Origin of the sequence: Flavobacterium oncorhynchi (assembly GCF_002217355.1) — a bacterium.
Taxonomy (GTDB): Bacteria; Bacteroidota; Bacteroidia; order Flavobacteriales; family Flavobacteriaceae; genus Flavobacterium; species Flavobacterium oncorhynchi.
Window position 1 is genome coordinate 503190 of record NZ_MUHA01000007.1, and the last position, 20492, is coordinate 523681.

Here is a 20492-nt window from a genome sequence, read left to right on the forward strand (position 1 = left end):
AGCTAATTTTTAAACTGTCACCTTTTTAGGTTTTAAATGATAAGCTGTATAAAGAGTTATAGAAGCTAGAACAATCCAGAAAATATCAATGAAAAAGATTTGGATTTTGTTTTCCATAAACGAATTCCAAAACCAATTTCCAGAAACAATTCCGTTTGTAATTGGAATTAAAAAACCTAAAATACTTCCTGAGATGAGGCAGAATTTATTAGTGAAAGCATCATTCTTTTTAATGATAAAGAATATTGTAAGCAATAACCATCCTCCAAAATAAACAAGAAAAAGATTGTCCTTAGTTAATGGGTAAAAAACTTTTACCACGATAAAAGCAAGCGCAGTGATTGGATACATGCTTAAGCAAATGGCCAGATAAATGCGAACAACTGCTGCATTAAAACGTCTTTTCTTTTCAGGTAAATTATTTTTTTGTCTGGCTACCAGCCAAATCATAACTCCTGAAATGATTACAAAACAAGTTATGATTCCTAAAACGAAGCTTACTATTTTTAAGGCATATCCTCCATAGTCGCCATAATGAACTCGATATAAAACATTTTTTACAACATCAATGTAAGTGGTTTGTGTAACTGGATTTTTTCTGGCGATTTCCTTTCCGTCAGAAATACGGTAAACCACTTTTCCAATTCCAGTAAATTTTTTATGATTTGGTAATTCGCCTTCTACTAAAACATGCATGTTTGCATCGCCGTAGTTTTGAATAAACACTCGTGTAATCTCAAAATCGGACCAGTTGCTTTTTGCTTTAGCAACTAATTTATTGATGTCAAAAGGTGTGGCTAATTTTTTATTGTCGAATTTATAATCAGGATCGTTATACTCTAATTCTTTGTATAATTTATCCTGATCGCCTTTGTACAATGCCATTACAGCAGGTGCCACAATTAAAAGCTTAATCATAAAAAAAGCACCTGTTACAGCATAAACAAATTGAAACGGAAGTCCGATCATTCCTAATGCTGTATGAGCATCTGTCCATAATGTTTTTAATTTTTCCTTTGGACGGAAAATGTAAAAATTAGAAACAATTTTGTTCCAATGCAGTAAAAGCCCTGTTATGATTGCAAATAAGAAAAACAAAGCTGTAAATCCTGAAAGATAGTATCCAACTGGATAAGGAATCTGCGCAAGGAAATGAAGACGATATAAAAATTCTCCTAGAGAATAAGACTCTTCGTAAGTGAATGATTTAAAGTTTTTATTATCCAGATAAAAGAATGATCCTTCTTTTTGTTTGGCTGGAGCCAAAGTATCTTTGGTGCCTTCCATATAAACCGCAACTCTATTTTGAACAGATGGTTTAGATATGGTAATATTTCTTCCGTGTAAAACGTGTTTTTTGTCAAGATTTTCTAAAGCGCTATTGTAGTCTAGTTTGATTTCGCTTGTAACAGCGGTAGATTCACTTCTTTCCCAATTGATGATTTCATCTCTAAAAAAAGAAAAGGACCCCGCGAAAAAGATCACAAAAAGTACAACGCTGATGACAATACCGCTGACAGTATGTGTATGAAAATAGATATTATAATGACGATTGTTCATAGGTAATTACACTGCTGGATTATAGGTTTGACCAAGATAAATAAGTAGAGAAAAAACTAAGGAAAGTAAAATGTAAATGCCCCAGATTTTCCATCCGCTTTTTGCTAAAAATGCAACAATCATTAAAACAACCCAAAGTATGAATCCGCTAAAAGCCATTGTCATTAATACTTCAGGGCGACTAAACCATGATGCTAATGCTAAATGAAATGTTGTAGAAACAAGATAACCGCCAAGTATTGCGGCAGTTATTTTGGCAAAACGCGGCCAAAATGCAGGGGTTAAATATTTTGAGTTTGCTGGCATTGGTTAGTTATGGTTTAATAATAATAAAATTCTAATAGAGCAATAATAATTAGTACAGCTATTAGTGCTTTGCTGTTTACTTTTTTTAATGGAGCAAGAATGATAATCAGACTTCCAATTGTCATTAATTGAATAAAAAACATCAAAGTTCCACAGCAAAGTGATTGTGTAAATAGCCACATTGCATAAGCCGTTGTTAGAAGAAGCAATCCAGTAATTTTAGTTTGCTTTGGATTTTTTTTCATCCATTTTTCAAAACCTAAATCATAAGATAAAACGGCTCTTTTTGAGGTGTAATAAAGTGTATAAAAAGCTAAAAAAACGATAAGACTGGCTATTGTTATCATAATTTCATAGAATTTAAAAAACACCTTTCGCTTTAACTGCAAGGTGTTTTGTTATTTGTTTATTAGAATCTATAAGAGAAACTTGCGATCAAAGCTCTGGCATCTTTTGGATGTACTGTTGACCATCCATCATATATTTCTTTGTTTGTAATGTTGTTTAATTTAAGTGTGATTGTAAATTTTTCAACATTGTAAAACAGCGATGAATTTAAAGCTGTATAGGCTGGTATTGTAAATGTTCCTGCAAGATTTCTGTTCATGATCATGTTATCACCAACATAATTTCCTCCAAAGCCTAAACCAAAACCTCTAAGTAACCCGTTTGTAAATTTGTAACTAGCCCAAAGGTTTGCCAGGTTTCTTGGTCCTGAATCTTCAGATCTGTGACCTACAAAATCCGGATCTCCTTTTGTTAAAACAGCATCATTATAACTGTATCCTAAAACAATATTTAAACCATTAATTGGGTTTGCAACAAACTCTGCTTCAAAACCTTTATTTCTCTGAGCTCCATTTTGATATGAAGTCTGATCGTTTGGCAATTCAGCTGTTGGATCTGCAGGATCTATATAAGGAGTTTCTATTACATAAACTTTATCAGAAACTTGGATGTCATAATAGCTGAAAGTAGCGTATAGTTTGTCTTTAAACAGATTCAATTTAGTTCCAACTTCAAATTGGTTGGCACGCTCAGGATTAAATATAACCGGTGTTGTTACATTCGAAATACGGTTTTGTCCCGGAGCAACGTTTACGAATCCATTCATGTAATTAGCAAAAATGGAAACTTTGTCTAAAATTGGCTGATACACTAATCCTAATTTTGGAGAAAAAGCAGTTTGGTTGTATCCTTCATTTTTGGCATTCATGAAACGGTCAGCACGTAAACTTAACATTGCAGAAAATGCAGGTGTAAAGTTGATGACGTCAGAAACGTAAGCGCTATAAACTTCTTGTTTTGTGTTATTGTTATTTCTTGGGCTGTTTGCAATAAGAGCGTCTGATCCTGCTTTTGTTAAATCTCCAGAATCTCCGTTTGTTTGTTTTCCAATAATGTTATTAAACGTTTGTAAGTCATTTCCAATGTACACAAGACCATTTGCAACATATCCTGAACTGCGATCAGAAGATGTTCTTTTGAAATAATCAAAGCCTACAACGATTCTGTTTCTGAAATTTCCAATTTTGAAATCACCATTAAAGTTCTGCTGGATATCTGTTGTTATATTTTGATTGTCCTGATCTGTAAATTGTCTGCCTAATACAATTCCATCTTTAAGTGATTTGAAAAGAGGGTTACTTGTACCTTCGTATAAATAAGTATAATTTCCTTGTGATTTTGCTGAACTCGTAGAAAACACAGTTTGAGAACTCCATTGCTCAGAAAGTTTATAATTCATTTGAGCCTGAATATTGTATGAAGGAGTTTTCATTGTTAGTTCATTACTCGTGTAAGAACGTTTGTTGTCGTAATTTAACTCTTTAATATTATGAACTCTTAATGGATTCCCTCTATCTAAAAACAACATAGTTGGGTTTGTAGCTTCGCTGCTCATAAATTCAGTGTTCACTAAGAATGATAATCTATCATTTACTTCATAAGATAACGAAGGTGCTATAAAATAAGATTCTTTGAAACCTGCATCCTGAAAACTTTCTTGTTTGCTGTAAGCTGAATTTACTCTGAAGTTTAAAGTCTTTTTATCATTAAGAGGTGTGTTTAAATCTACAACTGCACGGTGTAAACCATAGCTTCCGGTTGTGTAATTTACTTCTCCTCCAAATGTTTTATAAGGTCTTTTTGTAGTGGTATTAATTAAGCCTCCGTAAGAGATCAGACTGCTTCCAAACAAAGTTCCTGATGGTCCTCTGATAATTTCAATTCTGTCAATATTGGCTGGATCTAAACTTCCGTTTGTTAAACCAGGTAAACCATTAACCATTGTTGGCTGAACCGGGAATCCTCTTAAAGAGTAATAAGCGGCTCCGTCTCCGGCACGTCCTGTTGCGGCCCAAAGCGGTGTAATACCAGATGCATTTTTTAAAGCATCATCAAAATTAGTTACAACTTGTTCTTTTAATAATTCTCCTGTAATCGTAGTATATACTTGTGGGTTTTCAAGATTTTTAAGAGGTAATCTTGATACCTGTTGGTTATCTTTACGAACAAAACGATTTTTTCTGCCATTTACCACAACTTCAGTTAATTCTTCAGAGTTTGAGGTGATGTTAAAGTTTGCTGTCAGCTCTTCACCCGCATTAACTGTTATTTTTTTCTCTGTTGATGAATATCCAACAGCCGAAACTTTTAAAGTGTATGTTCCTGGTTTTACATTTTTAATTTTATAATTACCATTTTCATCAGTAATTGTCCCAAATCTAGTTCCTTTTAAAGCAATTGAAATTGCTTCTGCAGAATCGTCGCTGCTTACTGTGATTTTTCCCTTTATAGTTGCTTTTTCTTGGGCTGAGATAGTTACACTTGCTAGAAGAAAAAAACAAAAGCTCAAAAGAGAAATTGTGAATTTATATTTCATTACTATTTAGAATTGATTTTAATAGCGCAAATTTAAACACTGATGAGCAACTATACAAGTTATTTTTATTTATTCTAAATTAATTCTTTTTTGAAGATCAAAATTTCCATTTCTGTAAAAAATTAACACCTTAAGCAAGATTTAAGCTAATAGTAAGAAAAAAAGCCTGTTCAAATAAATGAACAGGCTTTTTGATTTTATTTAAAAATAATGAAATTACAATTCTAAAGCACGTTTAGCATCGCCATTCATTAATAATTCTAATGGATTTTCTAATGCTTCTTTTACAGCAACTAAGAAACCAACAGACTCACGTCCATCGATAATTCTGTGGTCATAAGAAAGAGCAACATACATCATTGGGTGAATCTCCACTTTTCCGTTTACAGCAATCGGACGCTCAATAATGTTGTGCATTCCTAAAATTCCTGATTGAGGAGGGTTGATGATTGGAGTAGATAACATACTTCCAAAAACACCACCATTTGTGATTGTAAAAGTTCCTCCAGTCATATCGTCAACAGTAATTTGACCATCACGAGCTCTTAAAGCTAATCTTTTAATTTCAGCTTCAATTCCACGGAAAGTTAATAGTTCAGCATTACGAACAACAGGAACCATTAATCCTTTTGGTCCAGAAACTGCAATTGAGATGTCAGCAAAATCATAAGCGATTTTGTAGTCACCATCCATCATTGAGTTAACATCTGGGTATAATTGTAAAGCTCTAGTAACTGCTTTTGTAAAGAATGACATGAAACCTAAACCTAAACCACCATGTTTTGCTTTGAAAGCATCTTTGTATTCATTACGAATTTGGTTAATTGGTGTCATGTTTACTTCGTTGAAAGTAGTAAGCATAGCTGTTTCGTTTTTAGCCGAAACTAATCTTTCTGCAACTTTACGACGTAACATAGATAATTTTGTACGCTCAGATCCACGGCTTCCACCAGTTGGAGTTCCCATTGAAGGTACTGCATTTACAGCGTCATCTTTAGTAATTCTTCCGCCTTTTCCAGTTCCAGAAACTGTTGCAGGAGCAATGTTTTTTTCGTCTAATATTTTTCTTGCCGCAGGAGATGGAGTTCCAGCTGCATAACTTGCTGCTGCTGGAGCCGGAGCTGCTTTTGGAGCTTCAGCTTTTACTTCAGCCTTTGGAGCTTCCGCTTTTGGAGCCTCAGCTGCTGGAGCTGCTGCACCACCTGCAGGTTTTGCTGCATCAGTATCAATTAAACAAACTACAGCACCAACAGCTACAGTATCACCTTCTTCAGCTTTTAGTGTAATTACACCGCTCATTTCAGCAGGTAATTCAAGAGTAGCTTTATCTGAATCAACTTCAGCAATAGCTTGATCTTTTTCTACATAATCTCCGTCTTTTACTAACCAAGTTGCAATTTCAACTTCTTTTATTGATTCCCCTGGTGATGGGACTTTCATTTCTAAAATCATCTTTGTTTTTGTTTAAGGTTTTTATGGTTTCAATTCCGATAGTTATCGGAATTGAAACTTGAAACATTCTTTTTATCTGAATAAATTTTTATCGAATACCATTCTAATTGCATCTGCATGACGGCGTTTAGCACGTGTGTAACTTCCAGATGCTGGAGCAGCATAAGCTTTTAATGAAGCTAATCTCCATTTTACAAGATCAAAGTTCATTAACATAAAGCTGTAAGCTCCCATGTTTTTAGGTTCTTCCTGAGCCCAAACGTAATCATCAGCATTTGGATATTTTGTAATGATTTCTTTAAGCTGTTCTGCTGGGAAAGGGAATAATTGCTCGATACGAACAACTGCAACATCATTTCTTCCATTGTTTTCTCTTTCAGCAACGATGTCATAGTAGAACTTACCAGTAACAAAAACTAAAGTTTTTACTCCTTTTTTATCTACTGTATTGTCATCGATAGTTTCCTGGAAACTTCCGTTTGCTAATTCGTCAACTGTTGATACACATCTTGGATCACGCAATAAACTTTTTGGAGAGAAAACCACCAAAGGTTTACGGAAATTTGTTTTCATTTGTCTTCTCAGCAAGTGGAAGAAGTTGGCTGGCGTTGTACAGTCAGCAACATACATATTTTGTCTTGCACAAAGCTGTAAGTAGCGCTCCATTCTTGCAGAAGAGTGTTCTGCACCTTGTCCTTCATACCCGTGAGGCAATAATAAAACAATACCGTTTTGGTTGTTCCATTTATCTTCTCCACAAGAAATATACTGGTCAATCATAATTTGAGCTCCATTTGAGAAATCTCCAAATTGTGCTTCCCATATTGTTAAGGCTTTCGGATTTGCTAATGCATATCCGTAATCAAAACCTAGAACACCATATTCAGATAAAAGCGAATTGAATACACCAAATTTTCCTTTTTTGTTTTCAATAGAATTCAATAGAATTACTTCTTCTTCAGAATCTTCAACTTTAACTACGGCATGACGGTGAGAGAAAGTTCCTCTTTCAACATCCTGACCTGAAATACGAACATCAAAACCTTCTGTTAAAAGCGATCCGTAAGCAAGTGCTTCTGCAGTTCCCCAATCAAGAGTATTGTTTTCGTATCCTGTTTTTCTGTCAGTAACAATTTTGCTTATTTTGTTAATGAATTTTTTGTCTGATGGTAATGTTGAGATTGTATTAATGATCGAATCCAATCCTTTTTTATCAAAAGTAGTATCTACTTTTTGAAGCATTTGTGTGTCAGTCACCTGAACAAATCCTTCCCATTCGTTTTTCATGAATGGAGTAATAATTGTTAGATCTTTTTTACGAGAAGCTTCTAAATTTTCCTCTAAAGCAGATTTGTATTCTTTTTCTAAACCATTAACATAAGAGGCATCGATTACGCCGTCAGACAATAATTTCTCTGCGTAAATGTCTCTTGGGTTTTTATGTTTAGCAATGATTTTATATAATACTGGTTGTGTAAAACGAGGTTCGTCACCTTCGTTATGACCATATTTTCTGTATCCTAATAAATCGATAAATACGTCACGTCCAAATTGCATTCTGTAGTCTAATGCAAAAGATACAGCATGTACAACAGCTTCAGCATCATCAGCATTTACGTGCAATACTGGAGATAAAGTTACTTTAGCAACGTCTGTACAGTAAGTTGATGAACGAGCGTCTAAGTAGTTTGTTGTAAAACCAACTTGGTTGTTGATTACAATATGGATTGTTCCTCCGGTTTTGTAACCGTCAAGCTGTGCCATTTGAATGATTTCATACAAAATACCTTGTCCTGCAATTGCAGCATCTCCGTGAACGGCGATAGGCAGTACTTTAGAGAAATCATCAGCATAATATTTATCTTGTTTTGCTCTTGTAATACCTTCAATTACAGCTCCAACAGTCTCTAAGTGAGAAGGGTTTGGTGCTAAATTGATGTTGATGCTTTTTCCAGATCTTGTTTTTTTGTCAGCCGTAAGACCTAAGTGGTATTTTACGTCACCGTCAAAATATTCTTGATCGTAATCTTTACCGTCAAACTCACCAAAAATATCCTGAGTCGATTTTCCGAAGATGTTTGCCAAAACGTTCAAACGACCACGGTGAGCCATTCCCATTACGAATTGTTCAACACCTTTTTCAGCAGCTTGCTCGATCAAAGCATCAAGAGCCGGGATAATAGATTCACCACCTTCTAATGAGAAACGTTTTTGTCCAACATATTTAGTATGAAGGAAGTTCTCGAAAGAAACAGCTTGATTTAATTTATTTAAGATTGTTTTCTTTTCTTCTGTAGAGAAATTAGGCTGATTAACATTTACAGCTAATTTATCTTGAATCCATTTTACAACGCCAGGATTTCTGATATACATATACTCAATTCCAATATGCTGGCAGTAAATAGCTTGAAGACGATTTACGATATCCTGCAATGAAGAAGGCGTCATTCCAATTGTTTGTGCAGCATCAAAAACAGTAGAAAGATCAGCAGTTGATAATCCGAAATTTTCGATGTCTAAAGTTGGAGATGAAGTTCTACGGTCACGAACAGGGTTTGTTTTTGTAAACAAATGTCCGCGAGTACGGTATCCGTCGATTAATTTTAGTACGTTGAATTCTTTTTGCAGTTTTTCTGAAACCAAACTGCAGTCTGCGTTGCCGCTAGTCACATATTCAACAATCTGTTGAACTGGATTTTCGTCATTATAAACCGTCTGTCCAAAGTCAAAACCTTGAAAAAAACTTCTCCAGCTTGGCTCTACGCTGTCTGGGTTTACTAAATATTGATCGTATAATTGTGCGAAAAACTCTGTATGCGCTGCATTTAAAAATGAAAACCTATCCATAATATTAGTGAATATACTTTTTGTTAAATAGAATGGCAAAAGTACAACAATCGCCTTTATTTAAATCTTTTTTTTACGTACTTTTACGTAAAAATTTGTTAAAAATAGACTTAACTATGAATAAAATTCAATTTTCAATCGATTGCAGATCTTTTTTTGTGATTATAGCAGTCTTGTTTTCCAGTTTTACATTTGCACAGCAGAAGTATGTTATAGACAACAGTAATCATTTTTGGGACAGGGTTCAATTTGGAGGCGGACTTGGTGTTGGAATTGGTTCAGGTTATACCGATATTTCTGTAATGCCAAGCGCAATTTACAATGTTAATGAAATTGTATCTGTTGGTTTAGGATTGCAATTTGGTTATTTGTCTTCAAAAAATTACTACGATTCGTTTGTCTATGGAGGAAGTTTAGTTACGCTTGTAAACCCAATTCCAGAAATTCAATTGTCAGCAGAGTTAGAGCAGGTAAGGGTAAATACAGATTATGACTCGACTCCATACAGACCAAGTTATTCTGATAATTATTGGAATACTGCTTTGTATCTTGGCGCTGGTTACAGAACAGGAAGTGTTACCATTGGTGCACGATATGACGTTTTGTATGATCCAGACAGAAGTTTGTATGGATCTGGATTTATGCCTTTTGTGAGAGTTTATTTCTAAGGGGCTAAGGTTCTAAGATGCTGAGATTCTAAGTTTTTAAATGCAGAAATTTGAAGAAGATTATTTTTATAATTACAGTAATTGTGGCTTTGAGCTGTAACAATTCTAAGAAGTCAGATGTTGATAATAAAGAGGAAGTGGTTGCAAAAAAAGAGTTGCGACCTTTTTTTGATTCGGATGAAATCAATCATTATTTTGTGGATTATACTCTTGAAAGCATAATTGATTTTGAGGAAAAAAGTAAAAAATCAAAAAAACATCAGGAGTTTGAAGATTTATTTATAGGATATTTTCCTGATAGTATTCCTAAAAGAGATTTTGAAGAAATTTTGATAAGTCATAATTATAAGAAATCGAATCTTACTATTAAACAGCAAAAGGAAATTGAAAATGTATTCAGTCAAAAAGATTCTCTACAAATGAGTGCTTATGCCTGTGTTCCGGAGTATCGGGATATTTTTATCTTCAAAAAGAAAGAAAAGACAATTGGGATAGCAAAAATCTGTTTTAAATGTGGTCGTTTCCAAATTATCGGAAGTGAAATTGATACCCAGTATTTTGGACTTTTTGAGGAATTAGATAAATTACATAATATCGTTCGTTCCAATGATAAAAAACTTAGAACCTCAGGACCTTAGCCCCTCAGAACCTTTACTTATAATAATTCCTAAACCAAACCTTCTGCCATTCTCTTTTTAAAATCAGAAAAGCAACCTGTTCAGCCAAGATTACTAAATCAGAACCGTCGAGTTTTTTGATTTCGTTTTCAGAAACATCAATGATATAAAGCAGATTTAAGTATTCAGCAAATTTGTACTGAATCATTCTGTAGATTTTTTCGTGAAGCTGAATTTTTAGTTCTTCGGGAGAAACGCTTAACGGAAAATCGATTCCTTCATTGGCCAAATTAAAATCTTTGTTGATTTGCTCAATCAGACTTAAATATAAGTTTTCTCTCTCGGCATCAGCCAATAAAAAATCGGTATTTTCAGGAATCGGAAACATTGATGCTTTTTAAGAATTGAGGCAAAGTTAAAACTAAAAAATCATTTTACAGTCGATTCTCGTTCTATGATTCTCGTTGGAAGTTCTATAATTTGATGCGTTATTGGCCGATGTTCTTTCATATCGGCAATTTCATCAATTAAAATAGAAACTGCAGTATGTCCCATTTCAAATCCAGGCTGATCGATTGTTGTTAATTTAGGCGAAATAACGGTACTCATAAACCAGTTGCTAAAACCAAAAACAGCCACCTGATCCGGTGTTTTGATTCCCGCCTCATTAAAATATTTTATAATGCCAATGGCAACCAAATCGGTAATCGCAAAAATGGCGTCTATATCTGGATTCTCGGTCATTATTTTTTGGGCATTTTCGTAGCCGTCTTCAAAATCAGTATTGTTGTCGCAAACATAAACTAGTTTCGAATCATATTCTATTCCGTGCGCTTCAAGGGCTCTTTTATAGCCAAGAAAACGATCAATCGAATTTTGCGGCACATACGAACCTCTAAAATGCGCAATTCTTTTGTAGCCTTTACTAATAAGATAGGAAACTGCATCAAAAGCCGCTTTGGCATCATTAATCACCACTTTAGAGCAATCCACTCTTTTGGCAATTTTATCAAACAAAACAACAGGCGTGTTTTTACGAATGGCTTCATTAATATGAGAGAAATCATCGGTCTCGTTCGAAAGTGACATTAAAACACCGTCAACCCGCTTTTGAATCAATAAAGCAAGCTGTTTTTTCTCCATCTCATATTTTTCGTTCGATTGTAATATGATAACCAGATAACCTCTCTTTTCGGCTTCTTCTAAAATTCCGTTTAATACACTCGAAAAAAAGTGGTGAACAGTTGCAGGAATAATGACACCAATAGTTTTGGTTTCGTTGGTTCTTAAATTAACCGCAACAGAATTAGGCATATAGTTCATCGTTTCGGCCATTTCGATAACTTTGGCGCGGGTCGATTTACTAATGTCCGTATATCCTTTTAACGCTTTTGAAACCGTTGTAACAGATATTCCTAATGCTGAGGCTATGTCTATTAATTTTGTGTCATTCATGAAATAAATGTACTAAAAAATAAACTGCATTGAGGAAAAAATAATTTTCGAAAACGTTTTAGGTGATTTCGAAAACGTTTTCGATTTTTAATTCTTATATTCCTTATTATTTGTTTTTAAGTTTGACAGTGATAACCATAATTACTAACTAACCGAACAAAAAAATGAAAAAGCTGCACCATTATTTAGGTACATTATTTTTAATGTTTTGCCTATTTTTTTTACCCAATAATCTGTTTGCCCAAAATACAGCCAAAGTTTCTGGAAAAGTACTCGACGATAGCGGCGTGACAGTTCCAGGAGCAAATGTAACGCTTAAGGAAACAGGAAAAAGTACCGTTACAGATGAAAACGGAGGATATTCATTCTCAAACATCGAAGCAGGAACATATACTATTATTGCAACGAGCGTAGGGTATAAAACTTTCGAGAAAAAAATAGCTGTAAAAGAAGGAGAATCAGTCGAAGCGAATTTACTTCTTGAAGGAGAATCGCAAAGTTTAAAAGAAGTTGTAGTAACAGGTTCGTCTGCTCCAAGATCTAAATTAGAATCCAGCGTTGCCATTACCACATTAGGCGCAAAAGCAATCGAAGACAGAGCGCCATCGAGTACTGCTGCTTTATTACAGACCATTCCGGGATTTGTAGTTGAAGCATCTGGAGGAGAAATTGGAAACAACCTTTTTGCGAGAGGAATCCCTTCTGCGGGAGCTTATGAATATGTACAAATTCAAGAAGACGGATTACCGGTTTTTGAAGATGGAGCTTTGCAATTTGCCAATGCAGATACATTTTACAGATTAGACGAAACTGTAAGCAAAATGGAAGCTGTTCGTGGAGGTTCTGCCTCAATTTTTGCCAACAATGCTCCGGGTGGAATCATCAACTTTATTTCTAAAACAGGTCAGAATGATTTTCAGGGAAGAGCAAAATTCACGACTTCAGATTACGGAATGTTCAGAACCGATCTTAATTTATCAGGCGCTTTAATTCAGGATAAATTATTTTTTAATGTCGGCGGATTTTACAGATCTGATAATGGTGTAAGAAATACTGGTTTTACAGCCAATAAAGGCGGACAAATAAAAGGAAACATTACCTATAAATTTGACGACAACGATTATTTAAGAGTGAATTTTAAGCATCTTGACGACAGAAATACATTCTATTTGCCAATTCCGCTAAAAAGCAATAACGGAAAAGTAGAAGGCATTCCGGGATTTAATCCGAATTACGGAACATTGACTTCGGTAAATTTAAGTCATTTAAATGTTCCTCAATACGGAGGAGGAACTTTTAGCGCAGACTTAGAAGATGGTTCACATCCAATTATTAACTCAATTGGTGCTGAATTCAAAAAGAAAATATCGGAAAAAGTAACGTTTAAAAATTCGTTTAAAAACACCAATATCGATTTAAATTACAATGCGATTTTTCCAAATGGCGGACCTTGGACTCAAGATGCCTATGCAACAAGCGTTCAAAATACAACAGCAGGGAACTTAGCTTATACTTACGTAGACAATGGTGCGACGCTTGATCCAAACGCTTTAATTATGAGAGCAGATCTTTGGCACATTGAGAAAAAGATGAACAACTTTGCTAATAATTTCTCTTTTTCTTTTGATTTAGATCCGGTGCAGTTAACAGCAGGTTACTACTATTCTAACTGGAAATCTAACCAATACTGGAACTGGAATTCTTATTTAGTAGGTGTTTCAGATAATCCGAGATTGTTAAATGTAAAAGACAATACAACCGGAATTAATCATACATGGAATGGTATAGAAAGAATTACATGGTTAGAAAGAGATGCACAGACAAAAGGACTTTTGAATGATGTTTATGCTGATGCCGAAATTAAAGCTACAGACAAATTAACTTTTAATGCAGGTTTAAGATATAATAAAGACAAATATTCAGGATACAGAGATAATGCCAGATTTTTTGCCGAAGATTTAGGAATTTTAGATAATAATACGGCTGACGATAAGGTTACAACTGTAAAAGGAAATCCTTATACATATTGGAGATATGATGTAAGCGAATGGTCGTATACTGCCGCAGGAAACTACAAATTCAACGATAACATGGCTTCGTATGTTCGTTACAGCCACGGATTTAGATCTCCAATCGAAGAATCATTTTATGATAACGCAGCCGATTTAAGCAAATTAGAAAACACAGAAGTTAATCAGTTTGAATTAGGATATAAATATGCAAGTTCTTTCTTCTCTGTAAACGCGAATTTGTTTCACATGAATCTGAAAAATGTTGCCTTCACGGATATTTTATCTGACGGATCTTCAGAAAATAAATTTGCCGATGTAAACAATATTGGTCTTGAGGTAGAAGCCAATGCAAGATACGAAATGGTGAAACTGAACTTTACATTTACCGTTCAAAAACCAGAATACGACAATTTTACAGGAACAAATGCAGATGGTTCTACTTTTGATTTTAACGGAAATACAGCAAGAAGAATCCCTAAGTTTTTCTGTAACCTAAGACCAGAAGTCGATATTACAAAAGATTTTACAGCGTATGTTCAGTTTTCTTATTTCGATAAAAAATTCACGAATCAGGATAACAAACAAGTTTTACCGGCTTACAAAGAAGTGGGAGCAGGATTAAGTTACAAGTATAACAATCTTCGTTTTGCAGTCGATGCTTCGAATTTATTCAATGAAATTGGTTTAACAGAAGGAGATCCAAGACAAACAACATCTGCAGCAAGCGATGTGTTTATGGCAAGACCTATTTTAGGACGTGCTTTTAGATTTTCGGTAGCGATTAATTTCTAAATTTATAAGTCAACATAGAGTTACTGTAGAGGCGCGCAGAGTAGTGCGTCTCTGCACAGTAACAGTAAAGCACAGACAAACAAATAAAAAATGAAAAACATAGGAATTAAAATCTCGCTCTATCTTAATTATTTTGTCTTCGCTATTTTATTAAACAGTGTAGGAATTGTGATTTTAAAATCGCAGAAAAATTACGGAGTCGATGAAGTTCAGGCGAGTATTTTAGAAGCTTTTAAAGACATGCCAATTGCAATTGTATCCTTTTTTATAGCCTCTTTTTTACCAAGAATAGGCTATAGAAAAGCGATGTTAATAGGATTAGGTTTGGTTACTTTAGCCTGTATTTCTATGTATTTTGGAAACTCATTCGACAATGCAAAAATTCTTTTTGCTACCGTTGGAGTTTCGTTTGCCTTGATAAAAGTTTCCGTTTATTCATTAATAGGAACCGTAACCGAAACCAAAAAAGAACACAACGCTTTAATGAGCAGTATTGAAGGTTTTTTTATGGTAGGAATTGCACTGGCTTATTTTTTATTTCCAGCTTTTAATAACGAAAATGATCCCAATTCATGGTTAAATGTTTATTGGTTATTGGCAGGATTATCGTTTGTGTCTTTTCTGTTTTTACGCTTTGTAAAATTTGAAGAGACCGAAGTTGCAGCAGGAGCAAACCTCAAAGATGATTTCTTGCAGATGTTTAAATTAATGGCAAAATTGCTGACAGTTATTTTTGTAATCAGCGTTTTTTTATTTGTAATGATTGAACAGGGAATTCTTTCCTGGTTACCCACATTCAACACAAAAGTGCTTCATCTTCCGGAAAACATCAGCATTATGATGGCTAGTATTTTGGCTATTTCATTAGCTATTGGAAGAATGATTGCTGGTATTGTAACCAAAAAAGTAAACTGGATTTGGGTGTTGAGTTTCTGTATTATTTCTGCCATGCTTCTCGTGACATTTGTATTGCCAAAAACAGTAAGATTAGAAGTAAAAAGCATCAATACACTTTCAGATATTCCGTTAATTGGTTTTGCATTTCCTTTAATAGGATTGTTTATTGCGCCCATTTATCCGTTATTAAATTCTATAGTGTTGAGTGCCCTGCCAAAAAATCTGCAAAGTTCTATGACTGGATTAATTGTAATTTTTTCTGCTCTTGGCGGGACTTTGGGTTCCAGAATAACAGGCTGGCTGTTTAAAAATGAAGGCCCTGAAAAAGCTTTTTATTTTACCTTAATTCCAATGACCTTATTATTGATCTCCTTTTTTATTCTTAAAAAAATAACTGCAAAAGATGAAATTTAAACTCCATATAACCCAAACCATCGAAAAATTATTGGCTCAGGAAGATACTGACGGCGATAAAAAAATTACAATAGATGACCACGGTCCTAAAAGTTTTTTATTGAATGATGAAAACGGAAATTCGGCAGTAATTGAAGGAACTTATCAACTTTCGAATTTATTGCAGGAACTGGCTCTGGCTAAGAAAAACAACACCGAATTTGCTTCAATAGATTTAAATGAAATCACCGAAGATCCTGTAAAAAGAATTTCAAGAAAAATAAAAGACCTGTATTGGAGCGGTCTTACCCGAACAATTGATGCCATTGGCGTAAAGAAAATTCTGGAAGACGATAAAATCGAAAACGAATTTGCCTATTTGTACGTGCCTTTTGGAGACGAAATTGTTTTTGATTATTTCAAGAAATTAGAAGCTTCAACACCAAAGTTAAAAGCGGTGCAGATGCCTAAAAATATTACGCCCGAATATGTTTTATCGTTGAATAAAAAACCGGGAATTCTGGCATTGGCACTTCAAATAAAAAACAATGAAATCTCGGGAGTTCCGTTTGTGGTTCCCGGCGGCAGATTCAATGAAATGTACGGCTGGGACAGTTATTTTATTGCCAAAGGACTTTTAATTGATGATAAAATTGAGCTTGCTTTAGGTATTGCGGAGAATTTTAAATACCAAATTGATCATTACGGAAAAATTCTAAATGCTAACCGAAGTTATTATTTAACCCGCACACAGCCGCCGCTTTATTCTTCGCTTATTATTGATGTTTTAGAAAAATCAAATCCAGATATTTTTTGGATAGAAAGACATTTAAAAACGGTTATAAAAGAATATCAAACCGTTTGGATGGAAGAGGGAAAACGACTTACGGCGAACGGTTTAAATCGTTATAAAGCGGAAGGAATCGGACTTCCGTTTGAGGTAGAAGAAGGACATTTTGATGATATTCTCGAGCAGTTTGCACCAAAATATAAGCTGTCTACACGTGAATTTGAAAAAAAATATCTTGAACGAGAAGTGGTTGATGAAGAACTCGATAAATATTTTATTCATGATCGAAGTATGCGCGAAAGCGGTCACGATACAACCAATAGATTAGTTGGAATTTGTGCCAATTTAAATACAGTTGCGATCAATAGTTTACTCTATAAGTACGAAACGGATATTGCTTTTTTGATTCAGAAATATTTTAAAAACGAATTTCAATATTTTGAAGACAAATCGTTTTCAAGTGAATATTGGCTGCAAAAGGCTTCTTCGAGAAAAGAAAAAATAAACAAATTATTATGGAATTCTGAAAACGGAATTTATTTCGATTATGATTTTGTGAATGAAAAGCAACATGTTTTTGATGCTGCGACCACTTTTTATCCGCTTTGGGCCAAAATAAGCACGCCGGAACAAGCCGAAATTTTGGTAAAAAAGACACTTCCGAAATTTAAAATGAAAGGCGGAATTGCAGGAAGTACCAAAGAATCGATTGCAGGTATAGATGAAAATGCACCAATGCGCCAATGGGATTATCCGTTTGGCTGGGCACCGCATCAAATGCTTTTGTGGGAGGGTTTGCTGAATTATAATTTTAATGAAGAAGCTCAAGAAATGGTCTACAGATGGCTTTGGCTCATTACCAGAAACGCGGTGGATTACAACGGAACGATTCCGGAGAAATTTGATTTATCGATTAGCTCACACAAAATTTTCGCCGAATACGGAAACGTAGGAACCGAATTTAATTATATAACTGAAGAAGGTTTTGGATGGATGAATGCTTCGTATCAGTATGGTTTAACGATTTTAAAAGACGATTTAAAACAAAAATTATCAGATTTAGTGGATCCAGATGATTTGTTTTCATAAGCCTTCGACTTCGCTCAGGATGACAATAGTAATGTCAGGCTGAGCGAAGTCGAAGCTCTTTTAAATGTCGAAAAATGACAAAAAACGACAAACCCGACAGGTTTTAAAAATCTATCGGGTTTACTATCGTAATAAAAGTGAAGATTTTTTTCGTCGTGAATTACACAAATTGCACTAATTTAATTAGTGCGGAAACTCGCGGTAAACAAAAAAATCTTATAATTCTTAAAATCTATGGTTAAAAGCTAAACTTTTCTATCCATTAAATTCTCGCCGAATGTTCTTAAAACATTTTTCTTTTCTTGGCTGATTTCCATTTTTTTCAAAGTTTCAAAAGCTTTAAGAGTATACATTTCAATAGTTTCTTGTGTCGCTTTTGAGGCCCCGGATTCGTTGAAAATAGCTTTCGCTTTTTCAATTTTATCTGAATTATCCTCTAGTTGAATGCTGAATAATTTTTGTAATTCATCAGCTTTTTCTGGCGTTGAAAATTCTAATGCCTTTATATATAAGTATGTCTTTTTGTTTTCGATAATATCGCCGCCAACTTGTTTTCCAAAAGTTTCAGGATCTCCAAAAGCATCTAAATAATCGTCTTGAAGCTGAAAAGCTAAACCTAAATTTAGTCCAAAATCATAAATTAAATCGGCTTCTTTTTCTGAAGTTTTGGCAACAATTGCGCCCATTTTCATTGCTGCAGCAACAAGAACAGCAGTTTTGTATTCGATCATTTTTAAGTATTCTGTAATGGTAACGTTGTTTCTTTCTTCAAAATCAACATCCCATTGCTGTCCTTCGCATACTTCAAGAGCAGTTTTACTGAAAAGTTTGGCTAAGTCTCTAAAAACAGTTGGTTCGTATTGTTCAAAATACTGATAAGCCAAAATAAGCATTGCGTCACCAGAAAGAATTCCGGTGTTCAAATTCCATTTTTCATGAACTGTTATTTGTCCTCTTCTCAAAGGTGCATCATCCATAATATCATCATGGACTAACGAAAAATTATGAAAAACTTCAACCGCCATTGCTGCCGGAAGTGCCGTTTTATAAGTAGTGTCAAAAACTTCAGAAGCCATTAAAGTCAGTACTGGGCGTATGCGTTTCCCGCCAAGTCCTAAAATGTATTCAATAGGTTCATAAAGATTCCCGGGTTCTTTGTGTATGTCTTGTTTTTTTAAATAATCAATAAAAAAATCCTGGTATTGACTTATATCGTGCATGAAATTCTAATTTATGAGCCTCAAAGATACAATTCATTAATGAATTATTTTGGCCTTAAAATTCCAAAAGCGAGTTTCCGTCTAAAATTGTCCTGAAATGTATTAATTCTTAACAAGTTAAAATTATTTTAAAAAAACACGGAAACTTTTTTGGTGTTTAGAGTTTCCTGTTTATATTTGCACCGTTAATTTGGAAACTTGAAACACTGTAAAAGTTTCCGCAAGAGGTTTGAGGAAGCTATAAACTCAATAAAATCAAATATTTATGAAGACAACATGGACTTTAGATTCGACACAATCAGATGTTTTAATAAAAATGAGACATTCGATAATTGCTTATTTAGGAGGGACAACGAATAAATTTGGCGGTTATGTGAATATCGAAGACAATGAAATTGAAGATGCGTCGGTTGAATTTTCACTGGATATAAATAACAAAAATGAAAGCTTTCAGCAGATCGATACTTATTTGCAGCTTCAGGATTTTTTTGATGTAGACGAGCATCCTATCATCAGCTTTAAATCGACTTCATTTCAAAAAGTGAATAATAATATTAACTTTTTTAAAGGCGACTTAACGATAAAAGATGTAACTAAAGTTGTAGAACTTGATGCAGAATTTATTGGCGTTAATACTTACAATGGAGAGCGAAAAGTTGCTTTTGAAATTAAAGGAGATATTAGACGTCAAGATTTTGGACTTGATTATAATTCATTTAATCATAACGGAGGTTTAGCATTAGGCAAAGATATTAAGCTGATTGCAAACTTAGAATTTAGTATATAAATCTTACAGAAAGTGTAATTTAATGTAAAATTATTACAAATATAATGGAAACTATTTTTTAGATTTTAGTTTCCTGAGTATATTTGTGATGCAAGTCGGAAAATTAAAATGAAAGAGAAAATTATTTCGAAAGCCAGCGAACTTTTTTTGAAGCTTGGTTTTAAGAGCGTTACGATGGATGATATTGCGGGTGAAATGTGTATTTCGAAAAAAACGATTTACAAGTATTTCTGTAATAAAGAAGTTTTGATTGAAGAGAGTACTTCGACGGTTCATAAACAAGTGCATGGAATAATCGACACTATTGTGGCTAAGAACTTCAATTCGATTCAAGAGAATTTTGAAATTAGAGAGATGTTTCGTGATATGTTTAAAAACAATACAGACACATCGCCAATCTATCAGTTAAAGAAACATTACCCAGAAATTTATCAAAATGTATTGTCGTACGAAATCGACCAATGTACACAGTATTTTAGAGAAAATATTGAGAAAGGAATCCGCGAAGGATTATATCGCCCCGATTTAAATATTGACATTTATGTGAAGTTTTATTACACTTTAATTTTTCATATAAACGAAACAACTGTCTCTGAAAGAGAAGCGCAGGAAATAGAATTGGAAGCTTTGGAGTATCATACCAGAGCAATGGCAACAGAAAAGGGAATAGCTGAGTTAGAAAAACAACTCGAAAAAGTTAGAGCATAATCATCAATCTATTAT

The 20492-nt window shown here is 34.2% G+C and carries 16 protein-coding genes; 7 read left to right on the top strand and 9 right to left on the bottom strand.

Annotated elements, in window-relative coordinates; translation table 11 throughout:
• Nucleotides 1–9: 9 nt before the first annotated feature.
• The 6 genes from B0A75_RS07685 to B0A75_RS07710 form a co-directional block, all read right to left on the bottom strand.
• The gene (locus B0A75_RS07685) at nucleotides 10–1560 is read right to left on the bottom strand and encodes a PepSY-associated TM helix domain-containing protein (RefSeq protein ID WP_089053699.1); all 1551 of its coding nucleotides are present in this window, start codon (nucleotides 1558–1560) and stop codon (nucleotides 10–12) included.
• A 6-nt stretch (nucleotides 1561–1566) separates the two neighbouring features.
• The gene (locus B0A75_RS07690) at nucleotides 1567–1866 is read right to left on the bottom strand and encodes a hypothetical protein (protein ID WP_089053700.1); all 300 of its coding nucleotides are present in this window, start codon (nucleotides 1864–1866) and stop codon (nucleotides 1567–1569) included.
• A gap of 14 nt (nucleotides 1867–1880) precedes the next feature.
• A complete protein-coding gene (locus tag B0A75_RS07695) occupies nucleotides 1881–2213 on the bottom strand; it encodes a hypothetical protein (RefSeq protein ID WP_089053701.1) in 333 nt (110 codons plus the stop codon).
• Nucleotides 2214–2275: 62 nt separating this feature from the next.
• Nucleotides 2276–4750 carry a TonB-dependent receptor gene (locus tag B0A75_RS07700; RefSeq protein ID WP_089053702.1) on the bottom strand — a complete coding sequence of 825 codons (2475 nt, stop codon included), beginning with the start codon at nucleotides 4748–4750 and terminating at the stop codon, nucleotides 2276–2278.
• Between the two features lie 216 nt (nucleotides 4751–4966).
• Nucleotides 4967–6202: a 2-oxoglutarate dehydrogenase complex dihydrolipoyllysine-residue succinyltransferase gene (odhB, locus tag B0A75_RS07705; RefSeq protein ID WP_089053703.1), complete on the bottom strand. Its 1236-nt coding sequence runs from the start codon at nucleotides 6200–6202 to the stop codon at nucleotides 4967–4969.
• A 72-nt stretch (nucleotides 6203–6274) separates the two neighbouring features.
• On the bottom strand, nucleotides 6275–9049 hold the full coding sequence (locus B0A75_RS07710) for a 2-oxoglutarate dehydrogenase E1 component (protein WP_089053704.1): 2775 nt from the start codon (nucleotides 9047–9049) through the stop codon (nucleotides 6275–6277).
• Nucleotides 9050–9165: 116 nt separating this feature from the next.
• Here B0A75_RS07710 and B0A75_RS07715 point away from each other — a divergent pair, with 116 nt between their 5' ends.
• Both B0A75_RS07715 and B0A75_RS07720 read left to right on the top strand, forming a co-directional pair.
• Nucleotides 9166–9717, top strand: coding sequence for a hypothetical protein (locus B0A75_RS07715; RefSeq protein ID WP_089053802.1), 552 nt, complete (start codon nucleotides 9166–9168; stop codon nucleotides 9715–9717).
• A 50-nt stretch (nucleotides 9718–9767) separates the two neighbouring features.
• Nucleotides 9768–10355, top strand: a complete 588-nt coding sequence (locus tag B0A75_RS07720; protein WP_089053705.1) for a hypothetical protein — start codon at nucleotides 9768–9770, stop codon at nucleotides 10353–10355.
• A gap of 13 nt (nucleotides 10356–10368) precedes the next feature.
• Here B0A75_RS07720 and B0A75_RS07725 read toward each other — a convergent pair whose 3' ends face one another.
• Together B0A75_RS07725 and B0A75_RS07730 are read right to left on the bottom strand one after the other, a co-directional pair.
• Complete coding sequence (locus B0A75_RS07725) at nucleotides 10369–10722, bottom strand: hypothetical protein (protein ID WP_089053706.1); 354 nt, start codon at nucleotides 10720–10722, stop codon at nucleotides 10369–10371.
• Nucleotides 10723–10763: 41 nt separating this feature from the next.
• On the bottom strand, nucleotides 10764–11789 hold the full coding sequence (locus tag B0A75_RS07730) for a LacI family DNA-binding transcriptional regulator (RefSeq protein WP_089053707.1): 1026 nt from the start codon (nucleotides 11787–11789) through the stop codon (nucleotides 10764–10766).
• Between the two features lie 164 nt (nucleotides 11790–11953).
• On the opposite strand from B0A75_RS07730, the gene B0A75_RS07735 reads away from it, so the two are divergent.
• The 3 genes from B0A75_RS07735 to B0A75_RS07745 all read left to right on the top strand — a co-directional run bounded on the left by B0A75_RS07735 (nucleotide 11954) and on the right by B0A75_RS07745 (nucleotide 17762).
• Nucleotides 11954–14593: a TonB-dependent receptor gene (locus B0A75_RS07735; RefSeq protein WP_089053708.1), complete on the top strand. Its 2640-nt coding sequence runs from the start codon at nucleotides 11954–11956 to the stop codon at nucleotides 14591–14593.
• A 90-nt stretch (nucleotides 14594–14683) separates the two neighbouring features.
• On the top strand, nucleotides 14684–15904 hold the full coding sequence (locus B0A75_RS07740; protein WP_089053709.1) for an MFS transporter: 1221 nt from the start codon (nucleotides 14684–14686) through the stop codon (nucleotides 15902–15904).
• The gene (locus B0A75_RS07745) at nucleotides 15894–17762 is read left to right on the top strand and encodes an alpha,alpha-trehalase (RefSeq protein ID WP_089053710.1); all 1869 of its coding nucleotides are present in this window, start codon (nucleotides 15894–15896) and stop codon (nucleotides 17760–17762) included. The genes B0A75_RS07740 and B0A75_RS07745 overlap by 11 nt, the downstream gene beginning before the upstream one ends.
• 245 nt (nucleotides 17763–18007) lie before the next feature.
• Here B0A75_RS07745 and B0A75_RS07750 read toward each other — a convergent pair whose 3' ends face one another.
• Nucleotides 18008–18982: a polyprenyl synthetase family protein gene (locus B0A75_RS07750; RefSeq protein WP_089053711.1), complete on the bottom strand. Its 975-nt coding sequence runs from the start codon at nucleotides 18980–18982 to the stop codon at nucleotides 18008–18010.
• Between the two features lie 265 nt (nucleotides 18983–19247).
• Here B0A75_RS07750 and B0A75_RS07755 point away from each other — a divergent pair, with 265 nt between their 5' ends.
• Together B0A75_RS07755 and B0A75_RS07760 are read left to right on the top strand one after the other, a co-directional pair.
• Nucleotides 19248–19769 (top strand): YceI family protein, encoded by a 522-nt coding sequence (locus B0A75_RS07755; protein ID WP_089053712.1) that lies wholly within the window; start codon nucleotides 19248–19250, stop codon nucleotides 19767–19769.
• A 108-nt stretch (nucleotides 19770–19877) separates the two neighbouring features.
• A complete protein-coding gene (locus B0A75_RS07760; protein ID WP_089053713.1) occupies nucleotides 19878–20477 on the top strand; it encodes a TetR/AcrR family transcriptional regulator in 600 nt (199 codons plus the stop codon).
• The last annotated feature ends 15 nt before the right edge of the window (nucleotides 20478–20492 follow it).